A 21,322-nucleotide genomic window follows, 5' to 3' on the forward strand; every position below is an offset into this window, starting at 1 on the left:
GCCCTCTTCAAAAATCATGTTTTGCAACACTTATTGCGTCACAAAGCAGCTACCGCCCGCACTCTTGAAACGGGCGCACAGTGCATTTGCTTCTTCTTTGGAGCCAGCCTGAACGCGCACGCGGTAATACGTCCCTTTGTTCGGAATGTCGGCACGCTTGATGTCCACTGCACGACCACCGATGACGCTGCCATAACGCTGCGCCATATTGGCATAAGACTTCTGTGCAAGTTCCGCAGAAGGTTGTGAGGCGATCTGGATGAAATAGCCCCCGCCCGCAGCAGACGCGACCTGCGCCGCAGCAGGTGCAGCAGCCGGTGTACGCTGAGGAACATTGCCGACAATCGTCGTTGGTTGTGCAGCCGGACGGGACGGCACAACGGGTGCACGTACTGCTGGGGCAGCTGGTGTTTGCACAGTCGGTGCCGGTTGGGCTGCTGGCGTGTTCACCGTTGATTGCGGTGGCTGGCTGCCTGCTGCAATTGCAGCGATCTCATCCGTTTCAGCAGGCGGCGCAATCGGCGACGAATCATTTGTTGCTGTAGCCTGTTTCGGTGCGGGTTCTTGTTCCTGTGGCTGGACAATCGTGCCATCTGGACGAACGATCATGGTCTGAACTTCACGCGTCTTGATCAGCGGCGCATCCTGACCGGAACTGGCAGGCGCCTCAGCGCTTTGATTTGGCTCTGGAGAATCGTTCGTGCCAACATCATTATCCTGCGCGCCGAGATCAACGGGCTCCTCGCCCGAAGAAATCAAAGTCTGCTGTTCAGGACTATTCGGCAATGTGCCTGCAACGCGATCATAAACGGCCTTATCCTGATTAGGCACCGTCGCACCGCCCGGATTTTCCGGCTGAACCTTGATCGGCTGGTTATCGGCGCGAATCACAACAGGCTCACCCGATCCACTGCCACCAATGAAATGATAGCCAATACCGCCAATGAGCACGGCAATGCCGGCAACACTTGCAAGAATGAGGCCACGACGCCCACGCACCGGACGGTTGAGATAAGCTTCAGATGCTCGGCCCAGATCATCTTCAGGCTGCATGGATGCACGCGTGCCCAAATCTTCGCTTTTGATTGTCTGCGCGCCCTGTGCGGCCCAATGATTATAGAAATCATCCTGGCTTGCGCTTGTTTCAGACACAGTGTCCTGTGGCGCGGAATAACGGCCGTAAGCCGCGGCCGCTGCTCCGGCACCCAAGGCGGCCCCAGCCGCTACGCCGGCATTTGGCAGGTAGGACGAAGCGCTTTCACGGAAAATATCTTCAAAAGCCCGATCAGCTTCGCTTTGGACTTCTGTTTTTGCCGCAGTGTCATCAACATCGATTGTGCTGAACACTTCGGCGAACTCGGCTTCAAGATCGGTCAGTGAAGCGGCTGGATCTTCTTCGCCGTAATTCACGTCAGGCAAATCAAGCGAATGGGTTTGCTCAACCTTGCTGTCAGCCACGCTCAAAGTTTCGATTTCAGGAGCAGGTGCGGCAAAAGTGGAACGCGGATCGGCATAATTGGTAAAGGAAGGAGCTGTCGTCTGTTCCTGTTCATTATAGGTCGCATGCGCATAAACAGGCTCGTCGGCAATTTCCGGCGCCAAATCGAGGTCGTCTTCGATGAAAAAATCTTCTTCAGTGAAGATATTCTCGTCTTCGACCACAGGCGGTGACGAAACATCACCGGAAGCTTCAAATCCAAAATCATCTTCATTGAACGAAATGTCATCAAGGCCAGACAGTTCATCCTCAGTTGCTTCGGCAGCAACAGACGTGAAACCTTGTTCGCTTTCCAGTGAGAAATCTTCGTCGAATGAGAAGTCATCAGCCAGTTCAATTGGCTCATCTTCATAGCCAGCATGAGCTGCGCGAACAGGTTCGGCTGAAAGCACGCCTGCCGTTGCGCCACCCGGTGCGAAATTGCTCAGGGTGTAATGCGGATAGACAGGTTCCTGCGATGTGCTTTGCGGTGCATCATAAGATTCAGGCGCGAAGCTTGTTGCCTGTTCTACAGGCTCATAGGCTTGCGGGTCTTCAAGCTGAGAGTTATCGAAAACAGGCTCAGCCTCTGTATATCGGGCAGGCTCTGCATAAGACGGTGCTTCTGCAACGCTGTCTTCATAGCGCGGCGCAAAAGATGCAGCCTGCTCTGGCTGATTCCCATAGGTTGACTGGTTTTCGAAGGTAGAACGTGGTTCGTCACTGAAAAGCAAATTTTCAAGCTCGTCCTCAAGCGACAAAGACTGATGAACAGGCTCGCCAGCAGCAATGCGTTCAAACGGTTCGGCTGACGGGATTTCCCAATTATCGCCAAACGCTGCATTCAATTCCGGTTCGTTCAAATATGCATCGCCATAAGGTGCTTCGGACTGTTGATCGGCAGCGGGGCGATAATCCACATCGTCCTGCGCCACATGTTGCGAAACGTAAGCCACGCTGGCGTCTGAACGAACGGGCTCCACGAACTCATAAGATTCGCCAGGTGAAAGCTGCTCGTTTGCATCGAGACCAAGATCAAGCTCTTCATCCAGCGCCAATGCGAGATCGTCTTCGGCACGCTGAGGCTCGGCACTCTTATAGGGAGGCGTGTCGTAAGATGGCGATTGCGAAAATGGTATTGCGTATTCTTCAGGCTCTGAAACGTCGCCGAAATCCCCCAACAACTCGCGTTCGAGATCAAAGGAAAGCGCATCATCATCAGAATCAAAGTTCGGCTCGCGCGCATCGTTGTTTCGCGCAATGTTGTTATCAGCAGGCGCGCCGAAATCCATGATCCGCGAAAGCTCCATTAGCGGATCGTCTTCGTGCAGCGGACGCTCGCCGTAATTACGGGAATTAGCACTGCTGTCCGTCATGGTGTGTTCCTAACTCAAACCCTGGACGTCACAAGACGTCTCGATACACTAAATTGTAGCGAGGCAATGTGGGCAAAAGTTGACGGAAGTTTTCTGCACCTGAAGGAAGATCGACGACTTGTACATTCGCTGATCTTCCATCTTTTTGACTTATCCACCCCCGCACAAAACCTTTGTTGATCTTGCGGGTAACGAAACCGTCTTAGCGCATTTCCGTCGGAGCATCTGCACCGATTATTGTCAAACCGGACGTCAGCACATCGGAAACCACCTGTACCAACCCTAGCCTTGCTAGAGACAATTCTGGATCGTTAACCTTAATAAAACGTAAGTCTGAGTTTTCTGTGCCTTTATTCCATTGCGAATGAAGTGCGCTCGCAAGATCATAAAGGTAAAAAGCCAGACGATGCGGCTCCTGATGGGTCGCGGCAGATTCGATCAGACGCGGATATTCTGCAAGCTTGCGGATAAGTGCAATTTCGCTCTCATCGGTCAGCTTGTGAAGATGTGCACCAAGCGAAACGCGATCCAGATCCGCGAGCCCGAGCTGGTCAATGGCCTGCCGGAAAACCGAATAACAACGCGCCGAAGCATACTGCACATAAAAGACCGGGTTGTCCTTAGACTGCTCAGTCACCTTCGCAAAATCAAAATCCAGCGGCGCATCGTTCTTCCGATAAAGCATCATGAAGCGCACAGGATCGCGCCCCACCTCATCCACCACCTCGCGCAGTGTGATGAATTCACCCGAACGCTTCGACATGCGGACCGGCTCACCGTCGCGGAACAGCTTTACAAGCTGACAAAGCAGCACAGTGAGCTTCGCCTTGCCATCGGAAACAGCGCGAGCAACGGCTTCGAGACGCTTGACATAGCCGCCATGATCTGCGCCCAGCACATAGATCATCTCATTGAAACCACGATCATATTTGTCTTTAAAGTAAGCAACGTCAGCCGCAAAATACGTGAAGGAGCCGTCGGACTTCATCAGCGGACGGTCAATATCATCGCCGACTTCCGTCGAGCGGAACAAGGTTTGTTCGCGATCTTCCCATTCTTCCGGCAGCTGGCCTTTTGGCGGCGGCAGTTTGCCCTTATAGACATGGCCCTTCAACGTCAGATCATTGATCGCGGCGCGAATAATACGTGCATGATCGGCGTGAAGCTTGCGTTCCGAATAGAAAACATCGTGATGAACATTGAGCGCCTCAAGATCGGCACGGATCATCGCCATCATCGCGTTGATCGTGCGCTCTTTCACCAGCACAAGCGCTTCTTCTTCGGGCATCTCCAGAAGTTTCTTGCCAAATTCCTTGGCAAGCGCCTCGCCAACCGGCACCAGATAGTCACCCGGATAAAGACCGGCTGGAATCTCGCCAATCGTCTCACCGAGCGCTTCGCGGTAACGCAGCATTGCAGAATTGGCCAACACATCGATCTGCGCGCCCGCATCGTTGATGTAGTATTCCTTGGTGACGTCGAAGCCTGCAAATTTAAGCAGATTTGCAAGCACATCACCGACGACCGCGCCACGGCAATGGCCAACATGCATCGGACCTGTCGGGTTGGCCGAAACATATTCGACATTGACCTTGGTGCCATTGCCGAGCTTCGAACGTCCAAAGTCCGTTCCTTCATTCAGCATCGCGGCCAATTCGCGCTGCCAATAGACATCTTTCAGGCGAAGATTGATAAAGCCTGGACCCGCCACATCGACGGTCGCAACGTCCGGGTCACCTTTCAGCGCTTCGGCGATTGCAGTTGCAAGCTCGCGCGGATTCTGGCCGACAGCCTTGGAAAGCACCATGGCCGCATTGGTTGCAATATCACCATGCGTCGCATCTCGTGGAGGTTCAACGCTGATACGCGACAAATCAAGCTCGCCGCCATCTTTCGCTTTCAGATCAATATCTTGCAACGTTTTTTGGATACGTGCGTCGAAATCTGCAAAGATATTCATGGTTCGTCCTGTCAGGCTTCCGTCCGGCAATTGTTGCGGTTTCCGGCGTTGGCTCGTCATAAAAATAGCGGAGACTTTGACGCATCTAAGCGCCACAACCCACTTCGTGAGGACCCGATTAAGCTAAATCGGGTGTATGGTCAAACAATCGTCGGTGTTCGCGCACGGCATAATTGTCAGTCATGCCGGCGAGATAGTCGGCAATACGGCGTGCCTTGCCCGCCTCATCAAGCGTTTCACAGCCCGATTGCCACTCGGCAGGCATGATGGATGGATCATTGAAGCAAATATCAAACAGATCCTGCACGATTTTATCTGCTGCATGTCTGCGCACCACGACGCTTTCATGAAAATACAGATTTTTGAACAGGAAGCGCTTGAGGACTTTTTCTTCATCCCGCATCGTCTCCGAGAAGCCAACAAGGGCACATGGCTGGGCATGCACATCTTCAAGCGTCTGCGGATTGGCGCTTGCGATGCGGCGCTGCGACTCAGCGATCACATCCTCAACCATGACGGTGATTTGCCGACGCACGAGCTCATGGCCTGTGCGTACCGGATCAAGCCCCGGATAGCGGGTTCTCACGATATCCAGAAGCCTTCTGGTCAGGGGCACCTCGTCTAAACCTGAAAGCGTCAGCAAACCGGAGCGGAGACCGTCGTCAATATCATGCGCATTATAGGCTATATCATCGGCGATTGCCGCGCATTGTGCTTCAAGGCTCGCAAAGCGCGACAATTCAAGATCATATCGTGCATTGAAATCAAGAATTGGCAGCGGAACCGGTTCATCCGAATGGCTCGCAAAAGGACCAATCAGCGGACCATTGTGTTTGACAAGCCCTTCCAGCGTTTCCCATGAGAGGTTCAAACCGTCAAAATCCGCATAACGATGCTCAAGCTTGGTCACGATACGCAAAGACTGCGCATTGTGATCAAAGCCGCTATAGGGCTTCATGCGCTCATTCAGGGCATCTTCGCCGGTATGTCCAAAAGGCGTGTGGCCAAAATCATGCACGAGCGCTACGGCTTCGGCGAGATCTTCATCCAGCCGCAAAGCACGTGCCAGCGCGCGCGCGATCTGCGCCACTTCAATTGTGTGGGTCAGGCGGGTTCGGTAATGATCGCCTTCATGCGCGATAAAGACCTGCGTTTTATGCTTGAGACGGCGAAATGCGGTTGAGTGTATGATTCGGTCACGATCGCGCTGAAACGGCGTTCGTGTGGCGCTTTCCGGCTCCGGCACCAGGCGTCCACGGCTCAAAATCGGATTGCTGGCATAGGGTGCTCGTTCACGATAACCGAAGCCTATTCCGTCAAGTGACCCAATTCCTTCCGGGGACATTGCGATGCATTCCTCACTGTAATATGATTACGCTAAATTCAGGTAGACATTGACTTCCACACCTCGCGTTCATAGCTATCAGCTAAACATGAAGGCAAGTATGCGTTGGTCGTGAATTTCGAAAATTCCAACTGGGCAAGTGCAATTGCAAGCGGAACAAGGCAGATGACAGATATTACCGTTTCTGAATCCGCAGCCAAGCGGATCGCAAAAATTATCGGTTCTGAACCGGGCAAGACTGCGCTTCGCGTTTCGGTCGAAGGCGGCGGCTGCTCCGGCTTCTCGTACAAATATGATCTTGTAGATGATCAATCCGACGATGACATCGTTATTGAAAAGCTTGGTGCCAAGGTGCTCATCGATTCCATTTCCGTGCCTTACATGGATGGATCGGAAATCGACTTTGTTGATGATCTGATGGGACAATCGTTTCAGATCCGCAATCCGAATGCCACCGCATCCTGCGGCTGCGGAACAAGCTTTGCGATCTGATCAGGTCTATAATTTGAAAAGGGAAACCGGCCGCTCTATGCAGCCGGTTTTTCTTTATCAGGCTTTGACGGATGAAACGGTCGCATCGATGTGATCGACCAGCGCATCCGGCAGACCAAGGCGCCCGGCAAGCATGTCCAGATATCCCCGTTCTGCACGGCTATCGGGATCAATGGTCAAGCGGGAAGCGGTGTAAAGCTCAACCTTCTGTTCTTCGGTCTGTGCGGCTGCAACCAGCGCATCAATATCGACTGGTTGGGCAAGTTCTTTCTCAAAGAAAGCTTCCGCTTCGTTGTCGAGCCCAGAAATCTGCACCTTTTCCATAATGCGGGCACGCTCTGCATCATTGATATGACCGTCAGCCTTCGCGGCTGCAATCATCGCCTGAATGAGTGTGAGTGCAAAACTATTGCTCATTGTGGGAGATTGCGGATGAAACGGAGAATCGGCTGGCGGTGGCGGAAGTAATTCCGGTTCTTTTGCCACTGGTTGCCCGGCTGCCTGCGGCTGCTGACCTGACTTATAATTTTTGTAAGCGAGATAGCCAAGACCGGCGATCGCTGCAATGCCGCCAGCAGTCGCTACATTACCGGCAAGCTTGCGCCCGGTTTTTGTGCCCAAAATTGCCGCGGCAATTGCCCCCGTAGCCAAGGGGTTTTTCTTTGCGAGATCAGTGACCTGCCCTGCCTTGTCACGAACACTTCCTGACGTACCCGGTATTTGCGACCCCAGAAATTGGTCAAGAAGCTTTTTGGCGTCGAACATTCAAATCTCCTGTTTAGCTACGGTTTTATGGAGATAGGAACGCGAAAGCAGCAATACAAATGGCATTTGAATAATTATCGAGCCAAGGCGAAATTCTGTGATGGAGAGGGAGCAGCGCTTGCCCTCGCCGTCTCTTGCGCCTAATCATTTGATCATGAAAATCGCGACATGGAACATTAACGGCGTCAAAGCGCGCATCGAAAACCTCCAGCATTGGCTGAAGGAATCATCACCTGACATTGCCTGTCTTCAGGAGATCAAGTCGGTGGACGATCTGTTTCCCCGACTGGAGATTGAAGCGCTTGGCTATCATGTCGAGACGCATGGCCAGAAAGGCTTTAATGGCGTTGCCATTCTTTCCAAAAAATCACCTGACGAGGTCAATCGCGGCCTTCCCGGCGATGAAAGCGACGAACAGGCCCGCTTTATCGAAGCCGTCTTTTCGACTGATAAAGGCGTTCTTCGTGTCGTTTCGCTGTATCTACCCAACGGCAATCCGATCGATACGGAAAAATTTTCCTATAAGCTTTCATGGATGGAGCGCCTCGAAAACTGGGCGAAGAGCAGGCTTGAGCTGGAAGAGCCGCTGATTCTTGCAGGCGACTATAACGTGATCCCTGAACCCTATGACGCCCAAAACCCGCAACAATGGTTAGGCGACGCGCTGTTTCAGCCGCAATCACGCCAGGCTTTGCGCAGACTTGAAAATCTGGGCTTTACTGAAGCCGTGCGTGCGGCAACCGATGATGTGGGGCTCTATACATTCTGGGACTATCAGGCTGGTGCATGGCAGAAAAACAACGGCATTCGCATCGATCATCTGATGCTGTCGCCAGAAGCGGCGAACCATTTCGTTGCAACTGACATCGAAAAACATGTCCGCGCGTGGGAAAAGCCGTCAGATCATGTTCCGGTCACGGTTACATTAGCACTCTGATCATGAGGCCGATTTAAATTTATCAGAAATCGCCCTTGGCCGTCATATTGCTGGACAACGCAATTGCATTGCGACGATCCGCTTCACCAGCGATCGAGAAAGCCTGCTCCTGCATATCGCGAATCCACGAGCAATCTTCTGACGAACAGCGCTCAAAGGCAGCCGTCAGCAGGGCAAGGCCACGAACGGTCTTGCCAGCCTGAAACAGCATATTGCCAAGCATTGCCTGCGCACTTGCATTGCCCTTCTTGGCTGCAAGCTGGAACCAGCGGGCGGCCTGCATTGGGTTGGGTTCTCCACCCTCACCATCAAGAAGCATCTTGCCCAGTTCATACTGCGCAGCCGGATCACCAAAATTCGATGCAGCCTGCACATAGAGATTACGTGCAAACTTGGGGTTGGCATTGACTGGAGAACCTGGAATGCCGCGCTTCACATAGCCTGCAAGCGCAACAAGCGCATCCGCGACATAGGGTTCGTTCTCCGAACCCGGCTCCGCGCCATCACGGACGATTTTTTCGAAAATCTGATACGCTTCATAGTCGTTTTCAGCCACGCCGTCGCCATCGGCATACATCCGCGCAAGCTTCCATTTCGCGCCCTGATGGCCGCGTTCAGCAGCATAACGCAGCGCTTTGATAGCTTCGTCCTTGTGACCGCTCTTATAAGCAGAGAAACCGAACTTGAAGAGTTCGAACGGGCTCCGCGACTTTTCAGAGTCATCGTTCAGGTCAAAAGCCAGTGCGCTGTTACAGGCAATCGCCAGTCCAAGTGCCGCGGCAATAAGGGGATATGAAAAACTGCGAATACGCATCACAACGCGGGTCTTTCACAATGGTTGGACGTGGAAAACATAAGTGACAAATTGCACTGTCTTTTCGTCAACAGTGCGACCTGATCTTGACCGAAAAAAGCTCGAACTTTACCAAAAAAAAGATAGGAAGACCGTGCAGTCTTTTCGCTGCCCGAAAACGGATCGTTGTTAAACAATGCGTCTTTCCTCATTTCTTCCTGTCCTGATGAAACCAAAGCTTTCCGAAGTCGTTATTCACTTTCGCCTTTCCTTAGCGGTGACGCGCCTTTGTGGCGGGAAATGGGCAGAAAGCACCTTCCTGCTTTCTAACCTAAAGCAATGGTAAAGACTGTTGCTGAATCAACACAAACGGACTCTTCTCATCCCCAATAAATTGCGATGTTTTGTTTGAGCAAATTTAGATCGATTTCGCCCGGCGCTGGACTTGGGTTATGATCCCGCACGAGACGGGGGGCATCAAAAATGACCGGCAAATGGCGCAGCTACAGGCGACCCTACCCGCGAAGGAAGCCAGTGAGAGGGTGCGCTATACGCAGTATCCTCTTAACTTTGCTCATCTTTTTTACGCTTATTGCAATCATTGTATATCTTCCGGCCAACCGTCAGCCACAGGAATCGCTCTCGGGCAGCGTCTATGTGATTGATGGCGATACACTCGTTCTCAATAAGGCTCATATTCGCCTTCTGGGCATCGATGCACCGGAGATGGAGCAAAGCTGTCAGATTGCTGGTCATGACTACTTTTGCGGCAGAGACGCCCGTAATGCGCTGCGCACAAAAACCGATGGAGCAGCGATTCGGTGCGAGAAACATGGCTTCGATAAATTTGGGCGTACTCTTGGCCGATGCTATCGCGGTGAGGCCAATCTCAACCAGTGGATGGTGGAACAAGGCTGGGCTGTTTCTTATGGCGACTACAGAACTGAAGAAGCCGAAGCCCGGCGCCACAAACGCGGAATATGGGCTGGTCGTTTTGAAATGCCTGATCAATGGCGCAAGGCGCATCAAAAGCCACATGCGGGAGCGGAAACCAGCCATGATGTGCCAGCGTTTGATGGAACACGCGGATTGATTGACTATATAAGGAAGATCATCTTCCGCTTTTTAAACATCTGATCCAGGGGAGTAGAATGGTCTGCATGGACCAGTTGCAACAACTCAGCCATTCCATAAAAAACTGCCGGATTTGCCGCGACACGCCTCTGTTTCTGCCGCCTTTGCCACACGAGCCCAATCCGGTCTGCATCATCTCGGATACCGCGCGCATTGCGATCTGCGGGCAGGCTCCGGGCATTCGCGTGCATAACACGTCCCTGCCCTTCAATGATCCGTCCGGTGATCGCCTGCGTCAATGGCTGGGCACAACGCGCGAGGAGTTTTATGATCCTGCGCTTTTTGCAATCGTGCCTATGGGCTTCTGTTTTCCCGGCTATGACAAGCATGGCGGCGATCTTCCGCCGCGTCGCGAATGTCGGCAGACGTGGCATGATCGCGTTTTTGCTGCGATGCCGCAGCTCGAATTCATTCTCGTTGTCGGACAATACGCGCTTGCCTATCATTTGCCCGAATGGAGAAAAACCAGCCTGACCGAAACCGTGGAGAACTGGCGCAACTTTATGGAAACGCCAAATGCTGCCGGGCGCACCGTGCTTCCACTGCCACATCCTTCATGGCGCAACAGCGGCTGGCTCAAGCGCAATCCATGGTTTGATACCGATGTCGTACCAGTACTTCAGCAAAAAATACGCAAACTCATTCATCCCGGAAAATAATTTTTATAACCCGCATTCTCAATAGAATATCTTTCCTGTAAGTTTAGACAAATACAATCGATAAGGTAATTAGTTTTACCTACACGGACAGTTCGGGAAACAATTTCTAATACCGGGATAAAAAACGCATGGACAGGCTAGACAGAAAAATACTGCGCTTATTGCAGCAAGACGCAACACTGGCAGTCGCTGATGTCGCAAAGAAGGTTGGCCTATCCACGACCCCTTGCTGGCGCCGTATTCAAAAACTTGAGGAAGATGGTGTTATCAAACGCCGCGTCGCCATTCTTGACCCGATACGGGTCAATACGCGGGTCACCGTGTTTGTTTCCGTTCGCACCAGCTCGCACAGCAATGAATGGCTCAAGCGCTTCTCGGAAGTGGTTCAGGAGTTTCCGGAGGTCATCGAGTTCTATCGCATGAGCGGTGATGTCGATTATCTGCTGCGTGTGGCAGTGCCGGATATTGCGGCCTATGACGCTTTCTACAAACGGCTGATCAGCAAGATCGAAATTCGCGATGTGTCTTCGTCTTTTGCAATGGAGCAGATCAAGTACACAACCGAATTGCCGCTTGATTACATGCTTCTGGATAAAGAGAGCAATTAAGCGATTGAAAATCAATCAAAAAGCAACGGTGCTGCATGCCAAGCACCGTTGCTTTTTTGTATTATTTACCAGCGGTAACGCCTGCCTGTTCAAACGTTGCCATGCCGCTATGGCAAAGCGCTGCGGCCTTTACAATGCCGGCTGCCAATGCGGCACCTGTACCCTCTCCCAACCTCATGCCAAGATCGAGCAGCGGCTTTTTGCCCATTTTTTCGAGAAGCAGGCGGTGGCCCGGCTCTGCAGATACGTGGCCGAAAAGGCAATGATCCAAGGCAACAGGGTTGGCCGCATAAAGGACTGCTGCAGCAGCACTTGCCACAAAACCATCGACGATGACCGGAATTTTCTCCATGCGCGCCGCAAGGATTGCACCGGCCATAGCCGCAAGTTCACGGCCACCCAGACGGCGCAGCACTTCCAGCGGATCTTTTATATGGGCCTCGTGCAGTGCGACCGCTTTACGCACGGCGGCAAGTTTGCGCTCAAGAAGCTCGCCTGTTGATCCTGTGCCCGGACCAACCCAGTCTTCAGCTTCGCCACCAAACAGCGCCAGCGCAATGGCTGCGGCAATGGTCGTGTTTCCGATTCCCATTTCGCCGATGCACAGAAGATCGGTGCCGCCCGCAATGCCTTCCATACCGAACGCCATGGTGGCCGCGCAGGTGCGCTCGTCCATGGCTGCCTCTTCGGTGATGTCAGCAGTGGGATGTTCCAGCGCCAGATCGAAAACCTTAAGGCCCAGATCATAAGCAATGCATATCTGATTGATTGCAGCGCCACCGGCGGCGAAATTCTCAACCATCTGCGCGGTCACGCTTGATGGAAAAGGCGTGATATTCTTTTCCGTCACACCATGATTGCCTGCAAAAACAGCAACCAGCGGCCGGTTGATTTGCGGCGTTGACTTGCCGGTCCATGCTGCAAGCCATGCGACGATCTCTTCAAGCTGTCCGAGCGAGCCTGCTGGCTTGGTCAATGTCACTTCTCGCGCACGTACAGCCGCTTCCGCATCAAGATCAGGTCCCGGAAGATTGCGGATAAGTTCTCGGAAATCGTCAAAAGGAAGGCCACTGGCGCTCATATCGTCTGGTCCAATCAATCAATGGAGGATGCAATATCGTTGTGCTCGTCCTATAAGCACTTACGCAATTTTTCAAATCACCTCTTTGCGCCATGCCTCAATGGCTGCAATTATTCCTTTCGGGAGCAAGCAGTTGCACAAGAAAAGCTTGTTAAGCGACACAATTCGGTCTCTCGGGTTTCTGAGCCGCTTGCCGCTGCCCGATGGCTGGTTTGAAGATGGAAGCGATTCGCTAAAAACAAGTGCGCGCGCTTTTCCACTTGCCGGTGCTGTTCTTGGAGTTCTGGCTGGCATAGGGCTGCTCATATCCGATTATCTCACCCTGCCATCAATTGTGTCAGGTTTTATCGCAGTCGGTATACTCGCCGCTATGACCGGCGCACTGCATGAAGATGGTCTCGGAGACACTGCCGACGGATTTTTTGGCGCATCCACGCCAGAGCGGCGCTTGGCAATTATGAAAGATTCCCGCATTGGCACGTTTGCAGCACTTGCTCTCATTATCTCAACGGGTATCAAGGTCGCGCTGCTGGCTGCAATCATCGATCGCGCGGGTGCGTGTTCTGCGGCACTGGCCTTAATTGGTGTGGAAGCTGCAAGTCGTGCTGCAATGCTCACACTTTGGCACGGCCTTCCCTCTGCCCGTCCCGGAGGCCTTGCCGACAATCTGGGGCGACCAAACTGGGAAACACTTGTCTGCGCCTGCTTGATTGGTCTGGTATTATTATTGGTGACTGTCGTTGCTTCCGTCGGCGTTTCCGGCTTTATCAAAGCACTGGTTATCAGCGGTGTGGTGCTTTTTGGCTTTGCAAGGCTCTGCGTTGCCAGAATTGGCGGACAAACCGGCGATACGCTGGGCGCAGCACAGCAGATATGTGTGCTCACCATATTGCTTGGCCTTGTTATCTCGCTTTGATGAAACCACATTGATCCCATGAGTGCAGAAGCGATCGAATCTCCATGTGTGCTCGTCTGCGTGATAGACAGCGAAAGCGGTTTGTGCCTCGGTTGCGCACGCACCCTTGATGAAATTGCCGGTTGGTCCGCTATGAAGCAGGACGAACGAAAGGCGATCATGGCGCTGTTACCGGCACGGCGTGAAAAACTGGAAAAGAAAGAAGACTGATGGGGCGTTTGTTCTGGATCGTGATTGCAGCCATTGCAGTTGTTATTCTGCTGCTGATGGCAAACAATGATAGCGGCACAACGCTCGGCCTTGCCAATGATGCATTTGGTCAGGCTGCCTATATGGGTATTTGGGGCGTCGTGCTTGCGGCAGGCATATTGGGCTCCGGTATCAAACTCAGCGATTTCGCGCGCAATATGGCCGTTTGGGCCGTCATCATTCTTGCTCTGGTTGCCGCCTATCAATATCGCTACGAGCTTCAGGATGTCGGAAGCCGCATCACCGCCGGGCTTATTCCCGGCAGCCCGATTTCAGGGCGCGCCGCCGATGGCTCGCTCACAGTCACGCTCGCAAAATCGTCCAACGGTCATTTTGAGGTGAATGGTCGCGTCAATGATGCGCGTGTGCATTTCCTCGTCGATACCGGCGCATCGTCCGTTGTGCTTTCAAAACAAGACGCCGAGCGCGCAGGCATAGACACCTCATCGCTTTCCTATAACGTGCCGATTAATACGGCCAATGGCAGAGCGACAGCCGCCAGCATAACCATTGCGACATTGCAGATTGGCGATATTGAGCGGCACAATATTCGCGCCATGGTCACGCAGGAAGGCCTGATAACCGGCAGCTTGCTCGGTATGAACTTCCTTCAAACACTGGGCGGATTCAGCGTTCGCGGCGATCAGTTGATCATGATGGATTAAGTCAGGCTGCTTCCGCACTGGCTTCCATGACGGAGGCATAGGCCTGACGCAGCACATTACTGTTTGCACCGGGCTTGGACGCGTCCGTTGACAATATCTGGCGCCAACGGCGTGCACCAGGTTGCCCCATAAACAGGCCGACCATGTGGCGGCTGATATGGGAAAGCCTGCCGCCATCTGCAATATGCCTGTCGATATAGGCGCACATTGCTTCGATGATTTCAGCCATATCGGTTGGCTTTTCGTCATCGCCATACATGAGATGATCAACATCAGCGAGAATGGCCGGATTGTGATAGGCGGCACGTCCCAGCATAATGCCATCGACATGATCACGATGCGCAACGGCCTCCTGCAGAGAGCCGACCCCCCCATTGATACCAATGAAGGACGTAGCAAGGCGTTGCTTCAAACGATAGACGCGATCATAATCAAGCGGTGGAATATCGCGGTTTTCCTTCGGTGACAAACCTTTCAGCCAGGCTTTGCGCGCATGAACCCAGAGCGCGTCAGCACCAGCTTCAAGAGCCTGATCGGCCAATGCATCAAGGGCTTCTTCCGGGTCCTGATCATCGACCCCGATCCGGCTTTTAACAGTCACCGGCACGGAAACGGCTTCTTTCATGGCCGCGACGCAGCGCGCAACCACATCCGGTGTTTGCATCAGACAGGCGCCAAAAGTTCCTGATTGAACGCGATCAGACGGGCAACCGACATTCAGATTGATTTCATCATAGCCAAAGCCCGCACCAATCCGTGCTGCTTCCTGCAACTTGACCGGATCGGAGCCGCCAAGCTGGAGCGCAATCGGGTGCTCCGTGTTATCAAAACCCATAAGACGCTCGCGCGGTCCATGAATGGCCGCATCGGCCACAACCATCTCGGTATAGAGCAGCGCGCGCTTTGAAAACAGCCGATGAAAATAACGACAATGCCTGTCGGACCAGTCGAGCATAGGTGCTACGGAGAACCGGTGATCAGGATAATTGTGATTTTTATTTTTAATATCAGTCATTTAAACAATAATCCTGAGAATGCGATTCATGCAAGCTTGCTGGCTTCATATAAAATGCCCCGCTTCAAGTGGCGCAAAAAGCCACAAATGCTGCCAATGATCAAGTTGCCGGGGCGGCCATCTTATCCGAAAAGCGTTTCACACTTTTAGGGATGCGCTCTAAGATCATCATACACGATTCTGACCATGAAAATTCGAGGCCCCGTTTTGACCGACCTGTCCCCCTTCAATAAAACCTTCGATGCTTTTCTGTTTGATATGGATGGTACTGTTCTAAGTTCAATAGCGGCAACAGAACGCGTCTGGGGACAATGGGCTATCCGCCATGGCATTGATCCGGTCACTTTTGTTCCAACCATTCATGGTGTTCGTGCGGTCGATACGGTGCGCAGGCTTGGTTTGCCGCATCTTGATCCCGATACAGAAGCCAAAATTCTGCTTGATGCCGAAATGGCTGATCTCGATGGGATCGTCGCCATTGAAGGTGCGCTGGATTTTGTTAACTCGCTTCCCGAAGACCGCTGGGCAATTGTGACATCCGCACCGATCGAGCTTGCACGTCGTCGCCTTCAAGCTGCCGGATTGCCGATGCCCAAGACAATTGTGTCTGCGGAAGACGTCGAACGGGGGAAACCAAGCCCGGAATGTTTCCAGCTTGGTGCAAAGCGCCTTGGTTTTGACCCGCATAATTGTCTGGTCTTCGAGGATGCGCCCGCCGGTATTGTTGCAGGCGAAACGGCAGGGGCAAGCGTTGTGGTGGTGACAGCAACACATCCGCATTCACCAAAGACGTCACATAGAAGCATCAACAGCTATCACGAGTTGAAGCTTTCGGTAGACGGCGATACCGGCCTTCTCTCTCTTGCTGATGCTGCTGCTTAATATTAAAAACGGCGCGCGTTAAATCACGCGCCGTCCTTCACGCCAGACGGTGCGGATAATCGGTACATGTTCGGCAATCTGCACACGAACCAGATCGCCACGCTTGCCAATCGCGATTTCTCCGCGATCATCAAGACCTGCGGCCTTTGCCGGATTGGCTGAGACAAGTTTAATCGCCTGCGGCAGGGTGATCTCATCCATCACCTCAGCCATAAAAAATGCCGCCTGCATCATGCTTGCCGGAATGTAATCTGACGAAATAATGTCAAGATGCCCTGCTTTCGCAAGTTCACGGGCCGAAACATTGCCAGAATGCGAGCCACCACGCACGACATTGGGCGCGCCCATCAGAACCGACATCCCCGCCTCTTTCGAGGCTTGCGCAGCCATATGCGTGGTCGGAAATTCTGCAACGCGAATGCCCTGTGTCTTTGCTTCCATAACATGATCCACTGTTGCATCATCATGGCTGGCAAGAACAATTCCACGTGCATTACAAGCACTCGCAATGGCCGTTCGGTTTGATACCGAATGCTGTTGTGACTGCCCCATACGCTTTTCGCAATAGCGGATAAATTCTTCTTCCGAGACCCTAAGCTTGCTCATGTAGTAAAGCTTATAGGTCTCTAAATCCGTAAACTGGCGCTGTCCCGGCGCGTGATCCATCAATGACACCAGTCGGACCAGCGGATGTTCACCAAACCGTTCAAAAGCGCTACGGCAATCAGGAGCCGAAACCTCACAACGCAAATGCAGAAAATGGTCTGCGCGCAGCCGTCCTGCCTCGCGCCCTTCGGCGATGGCTGATGATAGCTTGCGCATATCATCAATACCGGTCTGCGCTTCTTCATCAAAGCCAATACGAAGAGCGTCAAAAACCGTGGTAATACCCGAAGCCGCAATCTGCGCATCATGTGCCTGAACGGCCGCAATCGGATTCCAGCGCACTTTCGGACGCGGCGCATAATGCCCTTCAAGATGGTCGGTGTGTAATTCCACCAACCCCGGCGTCAGATAATCTCCCTCCATGTCTTTACCAGACACAGTCGAGCCAGACGCAACATCAGCAATGATTCCATCAACGATTTTCACCGTGCCGCGGATAACCTCATCCGGCAGCACGATGCTTGCATTTTTCAGAATTAATTCCGTCGTCATCCCTTAAGGCCTCCCCACAGCCCGCGAGGACCGTTTGGGAATCTTATTACCACCGGTCATCGGATGTAGCGAATGAATCTCAAAAGGTGCACCTTTTTCCGATTCAACAAACAAAGCAAGATTGGCAACCTCCACCGCATCGTCCAGAACAGGTGCGAAAAAATCATCAAGCACGCGCTCGACATGTGGGCGCTGTTTTTCTTCCACCGATCCGGTGAGCGTCATATGAAAACGAAACTCATCGAAAACATATGGGTACCCCCAGCGATCAAGATTTTGACGCTGCGCTTCGCTTAAGCGCTCGGGACGGCGCTTTGCAATTTCGGAATCACGCAGAGGCGCACGAAAACGGTCAAACGAGACAACAACATCATTGGCAAGCTGATTAAGCTCCGCAACCGGCTCTTCCGGCACCAGCGCAAAGAATGGACCTATACCCTGTACTCGCAGGCGTGGAATCATGAATGGCCGGCTCGACGATGCAAAATACATCAGGGCCGAAAGCAAATCGCTTTCATTATAAGCTGTATCCAGCCTGAACGGCGCCTTGAGCGTTGCGTGAAAGCCATAACGGCGCGGCTCTTCGGTCAACGCGGCGATATCTTCGGCTGCGAGTGTGCGAATCGCCGGAACCTTAACCGCCTCTCCACTAAATGCACTGCGCCCCAGCCAGTTTGCCGCGACTTTCAGAAGCGCATCACCCGACGGCGGCGTAAAATAGATTGCGTAACGCATCGTGATTCCTCTTTTGCCGGGATCGTTACACGCCGAATGTGGCAAGTCGATAAAGGAAGATCACATCAATATTTTACATCCTGACAAATTCGTATAGGCGTAGTCCCGGATAAAATTAGGAGATGACTATGGGTGGTTTTGCGTCGATCGGTGAGTGCATGATCGAGCTTTCAGGCAATGGTGACGATCAATGGCGCATGGGATATGCGGGTGATACGCTCAATACGGCCTGGTATGCGCGCGCACTCACGGATCAGGCCTTTCCTGTAGAGTATGTTACTGCGTTTGGCGAAGACGAGTTCTCAAAAAAGCAGCGCGACTTTCTCACCTCCAATGGCATTGGTATTGCCCACAGCCCTGTCATCAAGGGCGTTCATCCGGGTCTTTACGCAATTACCCTGAACGGTGCCGAACGCTCCTTCACCTATTGGCGCAGTGACGCCGCAGCAAAGCGCCTCGCAAGCGATGAGAATGCGCTGAGATTAAGCCTCGCCAATCGTGATATGATCTATTTTTCCGGTATTTCGGTTGGCATTGTGTTTCCTGAGCACCGCGAAACATTGTTCGATATTTTGCGCGAGTGCCGTGCAAATGGCGCGCTTATCGCTTTTGATCCCAATTTCCGTCATCAGCTTTGGCCAGACCGCGAAGCCGCCAAAAAAATTATCAGCGCGGCGATGCAGATCGCCGATATTGCGCTGCCGACCTTTCCGGATGAGCAGGCGTTGTTTGGCGACGAAACTGCGCAAGCCTGTGCAGATCGGCTTATCGGCCTGGGTGTGAAGGAAATCGTTGTGAAAGACGGCACCGAGCCTGCGCTTATTATCGCTGACGGCAAACAGGCCCTTGTGCCTGCCGTCAAGGCCAATGCAGTTGATACGACAGGGGCCGGCGACAGTTTTAACGGCGGCTATCTTGCCGCACGTCTTGAGGGCCTGCCACCCGTTGAGGCTGCGCGAAAAGCCCATGCGGTTGCTGCCCGTGTTGTTGAAATTCGCGGCGCACTCGCTCCAATGGAAGCAGCGCGCGCCGCGTATCTTAGCGAAATCAGTCACGCGTAAATGTGAAATGGCTCATCTGGGCGTATACCTCGCCCGGATGCAGGATCGACTGCGGCACATAAGAATATTCCAGCGAGCCAGGCCACAGCTGTGGCTCAAGGCAGAAGCCCGCATGTTTGCCGTAGGGCTTACCTGTCAGGCCAATGCAGTCATTGGCCATTGTATTGCCCGCATAGAACTGAACACCAGGCTCTGTGGTCGCAATATCAAGACGAATGCCAGAACGCGCGCCCTTGACGGAAGCGCAAGGGCGCAACGGTCCGCGCGCAGCTGTTAAGCAGAAATTGTTGTCATATTCGAGTTGCTTGCCGTTTTCATTAAACCGAATCGGACGAAATTCCCGGAAATCATAGGGCGTGTCTTTGACCGGCAGAATGCGGCCATCCGGTATCAGCGCTTCATCAACGGGCATATAGGCCTCGGCTTCGATCTTAAGCTGATGATCAAGAATATCACCCTCGCCACCATCATCGAGATTGAAATAACTGTGATGGAGAAGGCTACAGGGGGTTGGCTGGTCAGTGACGGCTTCAAGGCGGACAATCAGCGTGCCGTGTGCATTGAGCATATAAGTGCAACTTACCTTCAGATTGCCCGGAAAACCCATCTCACCATCGGCTGCGATCGTTGCAAGCGTCACGAAATCTGAGCCAGAGCCTGTAACCTTCCAGACCCGGTTGCCAAGACCATGACTTCCGCCGTGGAGATTATGCATACCCTGAAAGTTCGGCTCGACATCGTAGCCTTTACCATCAATCTCAAAATGAGCATTGCGAATGCGATTGGAAAAGCGGCCCGCAATTGCGCCCAGATGCGGCGAGTGTTCAGGATAATCGGCAAAGTCACGATAGCCTATAACCAACGGCGCATCGTGCCCTTCCATGCGCAGGTCCTGAATGGCTGCGCCCCATGTGATAATCTTTGCCTCAAGCGGACCATTGGCAATGGTCATCCGATAAACCGCCTGCCCGTCCGGTGCATATCCAAAAATTTCCGATGTCACTGTGCTCGCCCATTTTGATGTGTTTTCGAAAGCTGCATCAAATCCGCATCGTGAAGATGACGCAAGAGGGAACACCGATTATTAAAACCGCCCAGCAAGACCCGGAAAACATAAGTTAATATTATTTTGTCAAATTTCAGCGTAATATAAATATATAACAAGTATTGATTTAATATTATTAACTAAATTAGGGGTTTTAGCGATGAAAGAAAATTTCAAAAATATTATGCCCTATATTTTCAGTGAAGAAGGCGGATATGCAGATGATCCCCGCGATCCCGGCGGGGCGACCAACATGGGAATTACCATAGCAACACTGTCTGCATGGAAGGGGCACCCTGTCTCTAAACTGGATGTTGAGAAACTTTCTCCGGCAGAAGCAACAAAAATCTATCAACAGCAATTCTGGAACAAGGTTGACGGCGACAAGCTGCCATCGGGGGTCGACTATGCCGTGTTTGATTTTGCGGTGAACTCCGGTCCGGGGCGGGCTGCAAAAACACTGCAAGGAATCGTCAATCAACCAGAAGATGCTGTAATCGGCGCACAAACCATTGCAGCAGTTTCCAATTATCCTCCAGAAGTCATTATCAATGCACTCTGCGATGCACGCGCAGCGTGGCTCAAGGGACTTTCCACGGCTGCAACCTTTGGCAATGGCTGGCTGGCGCGGGTGGAGCGGGTGCGCTCACGCGCGCTTGCATTGGCCGCAACGCCCCCTGCCACCGAACCCGCCCAGCCAAATGCTGACCCGCTACCGAAAGCCCGTCAAAGCGATACAGCCATCAGTACCGCGCTCAAACATCCAGAAGCGCTCGGCACTTTGGGCAGCGCAATATCAGGCCTTGCGGCAATCGCATCCGGCAATGGACCGGTGCAATATGCGCTCGCAATCATCATGCTTGCATGCACCGCCATTGGCCTTTGGTACTTCATCAAGCGGATCAGGAATGAACCCTGAACAAGCCCCCTCCGAAGGACATTTCAATTTTTTGTAATGGGCTTTATGTT

General features: G+C 52.8%; 21 protein-coding genes. 11 read left to right on the forward strand and 10 right to left on the reverse strand.

Annotated features, from left to right (window positions below; all coding sequences use genetic code 11):
* Positions 1-30 precede the first annotated feature (30 nt).
* The 3 genes from ABE530_RS07900 to ABE530_RS07910 all read right to left on the reverse strand — a co-directional run bounded on the left by ABE530_RS07900 (position 31) and on the right by ABE530_RS07910 (position 6,158).
* On the reverse strand, positions 31-2,853 hold the full coding sequence (locus ABE530_RS07900; protein WP_499694175.1) for an SPOR domain-containing protein: 2,823 nt from the start codon (positions 2,851-2,853) through the stop codon (positions 31-33).
* A 202-nt stretch (positions 2,854-3,055) separates the two neighbouring features.
* Positions 3,056-4,813: an arginine--tRNA ligase gene (argS, locus tag ABE530_RS07905; protein ID WP_499694176.1), complete on the reverse strand. Its 1,758-nt coding sequence runs from the start codon at positions 4,811-4,813 to the stop codon at positions 3,056-3,058.
* Between the two features lie 118 nt (positions 4,814-4,931).
* Entirely contained in the window at positions 4,932-6,158 is a 1,227-nt protein-coding gene (locus tag ABE530_RS07910; protein ID WP_499694177.1) for a deoxyguanosinetriphosphate triphosphohydrolase, read from the reverse strand.
* 165 nt (positions 6,159-6,323) lie between these two features.
* Between ABE530_RS07910 and erpA the strand changes: the two genes are divergently transcribed.
* Positions 6,324-6,650 (forward strand): iron-sulfur cluster insertion protein ErpA, encoded by a 327-nt coding sequence (gene erpA / locus ABE530_RS07915; RefSeq protein WP_007874671.1) that lies wholly within the window; start codon positions 6,324-6,326, stop codon positions 6,648-6,650.
* Between the two features lie 57 nt (positions 6,651-6,707).
* Here erpA and ABE530_RS07920 read toward each other — a convergent pair whose 3' ends face one another.
* Positions 6,708-7,415 carry a tellurite resistance TerB family protein gene (locus tag ABE530_RS07920; RefSeq protein ID WP_265983617.1) on the reverse strand — a complete coding sequence of 236 codons (708 nt, stop codon included), beginning with the start codon at positions 7,413-7,415 and terminating at the stop codon, positions 6,708-6,710.
* 154 nt (positions 7,416-7,569) lie between these two features.
* On the opposite strand from ABE530_RS07920, the gene xth reads away from it, so the two are divergent.
* Positions 7,570-8,352: an exodeoxyribonuclease III gene (gene xth, locus ABE530_RS07925; protein ID WP_499694241.1), complete on the forward strand. Its 783-nt coding sequence runs from the start codon at positions 7,570-7,572 to the stop codon at positions 8,350-8,352.
* A 22-nt stretch (positions 8,353-8,374) separates the two neighbouring features.
* Here the strand turns inward: xth and ABE530_RS07930 are convergent, their stop codons facing one another.
* Complete coding sequence (locus ABE530_RS07930; RefSeq protein WP_265983616.1) at positions 8,375-9,166, reverse strand: tetratricopeptide repeat protein; 792 nt, start codon at positions 9,164-9,166, stop codon at positions 8,375-8,377.
* 462 nt (positions 9,167-9,628) lie between these two features.
* Here ABE530_RS07930 and ABE530_RS07935 point away from each other — a divergent pair, with 462 nt between their 5' ends.
* The 3 genes from ABE530_RS07935 (at position 9,629) to ABE530_RS07945 (ending at position 11,546) form a co-directional block, all read left to right on the forward strand.
* Positions 9,629-10,282, forward strand: a complete 654-nt coding sequence (locus ABE530_RS07935) for a thermonuclease family protein (protein WP_499694178.1) — start codon at positions 9,629-9,631, stop codon at positions 10,280-10,282.
* Positions 10,283-10,305: 23 nt separating this feature from the next.
* Positions 10,306-10,938 (forward strand): uracil-DNA glycosylase family protein, encoded by a 633-nt coding sequence (locus ABE530_RS07940; RefSeq protein WP_499694242.1) that lies wholly within the window; start codon positions 10,306-10,308, stop codon positions 10,936-10,938.
* A gap of 128 nt (positions 10,939-11,066) precedes the next feature.
* Positions 11,067-11,546, forward strand: a complete 480-nt coding sequence (locus tag ABE530_RS07945) for an Lrp/AsnC family transcriptional regulator (protein WP_499694179.1) — start codon at positions 11,067-11,069, stop codon at positions 11,544-11,546.
* Between the two features lie 61 nt (positions 11,547-11,607).
* On the opposite strand, the gene cobT is transcribed toward ABE530_RS07945, so the two are convergent.
* Positions 11,608-12,627: a nicotinate-nucleotide--dimethylbenzimidazole phosphoribosyltransferase gene (gene cobT / locus ABE530_RS07950; RefSeq protein WP_265983612.1), complete on the reverse strand. Its 1,020-nt coding sequence runs from the start codon at positions 12,625-12,627 to the stop codon at positions 11,608-11,610.
* Positions 12,628-12,727: 100 nt separating this feature from the next.
* On the opposite strand from cobT, the gene ABE530_RS07955 reads away from it, so the two are divergent.
* The 3 genes from ABE530_RS07955 to ABE530_RS07965 are packed head-to-tail and all read left to right on the forward strand — an operon-like array spanning position 12,728 to position 14,457.
* Positions 12,728-13,543 (forward strand): adenosylcobinamide-GDP ribazoletransferase, encoded by an 816-nt coding sequence (locus ABE530_RS07955; protein WP_499694180.1) that lies wholly within the window; start codon positions 12,728-12,730, stop codon positions 13,541-13,543.
* A gap of 18 nt (positions 13,544-13,561) precedes the next feature.
* Entirely contained in the window at positions 13,562-13,753 is a 192-nt protein-coding gene (locus ABE530_RS07960; RefSeq protein ID WP_499694181.1) for a DUF1289 domain-containing protein, read from the forward strand.
* Entirely contained in the window at positions 13,753-14,457 is a 705-nt protein-coding gene (locus ABE530_RS07965) for a TIGR02281 family clan AA aspartic protease (protein WP_499694182.1), read from the forward strand. Before ABE530_RS07960 ends, ABE530_RS07965 begins: the two co-directional genes overlap by 1 nt.
* Before the next feature lies 1 nt (position 14,458).
* Here the strand turns inward: ABE530_RS07965 and dusA are convergent, their stop codons facing one another.
* Positions 14,459-15,472 carry a tRNA dihydrouridine(20/20a) synthase DusA gene (gene dusA, locus ABE530_RS07970; protein ID WP_499694183.1) on the reverse strand — a complete coding sequence of 338 codons (1,014 nt, stop codon included), beginning with the start codon at positions 15,470-15,472 and terminating at the stop codon, positions 14,459-14,461.
* Between the two features lie 207 nt (positions 15,473-15,679).
* On the opposite strand from dusA, the gene ABE530_RS07975 reads away from it, so the two are divergent.
* Positions 15,680-16,354 carry an HAD family hydrolase gene (locus tag ABE530_RS07975; RefSeq protein ID WP_265983880.1) on the forward strand — a complete coding sequence of 225 codons (675 nt, stop codon included), beginning with the start codon at positions 15,680-15,682 and terminating at the stop codon, positions 16,352-16,354.
* Between the two features lie 18 nt (positions 16,355-16,372).
* Here the strand turns inward: ABE530_RS07975 and ABE530_RS07980 are convergent, their stop codons facing one another.
* Together ABE530_RS07980 and ABE530_RS07985 are read right to left on the reverse strand one after the other, a co-directional pair.
* Complete coding sequence (locus ABE530_RS07980) at positions 16,373-17,512, reverse strand: alpha-D-ribose 1-methylphosphonate 5-triphosphate diphosphatase (RefSeq protein WP_499694184.1); 1,140 nt, start codon at positions 17,510-17,512, stop codon at positions 16,373-16,375.
* A gap of 3 nt (positions 17,513-17,515) precedes the next feature.
* Positions 17,516-18,247, reverse strand: a complete 732-nt coding sequence (locus ABE530_RS07985) for a DUF1045 domain-containing protein (protein WP_265983604.1) — start codon at positions 18,245-18,247, stop codon at positions 17,516-17,518.
* Between the two features lie 128 nt (positions 18,248-18,375).
* On the opposite strand from ABE530_RS07985, the gene ABE530_RS07990 reads away from it, so the two are divergent.
* Entirely contained in the window at positions 18,376-19,308 is a 933-nt protein-coding gene (locus ABE530_RS07990; RefSeq protein WP_499694185.1) for a sugar kinase, read from the forward strand.
* Here ABE530_RS07990 and ABE530_RS07995 read toward each other — a convergent pair.
* Positions 19,295-20,311 (reverse strand): aldose epimerase family protein, encoded by a 1,017-nt coding sequence (locus ABE530_RS07995; protein WP_499694186.1) that lies wholly within the window; start codon positions 20,309-20,311, stop codon positions 19,295-19,297. The genes ABE530_RS07990 and ABE530_RS07995 overlap by 14 nt on opposite strands.
* Before the next feature lie 202 nt (positions 20,312-20,513).
* Between ABE530_RS07995 and ABE530_RS08000 the strand changes: the two genes are divergently transcribed.
* Positions 20,514-21,272: a glycoside hydrolase family 108 protein gene (locus ABE530_RS08000; RefSeq protein ID WP_499694187.1), complete on the forward strand. Its 759-nt coding sequence runs from the start codon at positions 20,514-20,516 to the stop codon at positions 21,270-21,272.
* The last annotated feature ends 50 nt before the right edge of the window (positions 21,273-21,322 follow it).

The organism is Brucella sp. TWI559, assembly GCF_039674265.1.
Lineage (GTDB): Bacteria > Pseudomonadota > Alphaproteobacteria > Rhizobiales > Rhizobiaceae > Brucella > Brucella chromiisoli.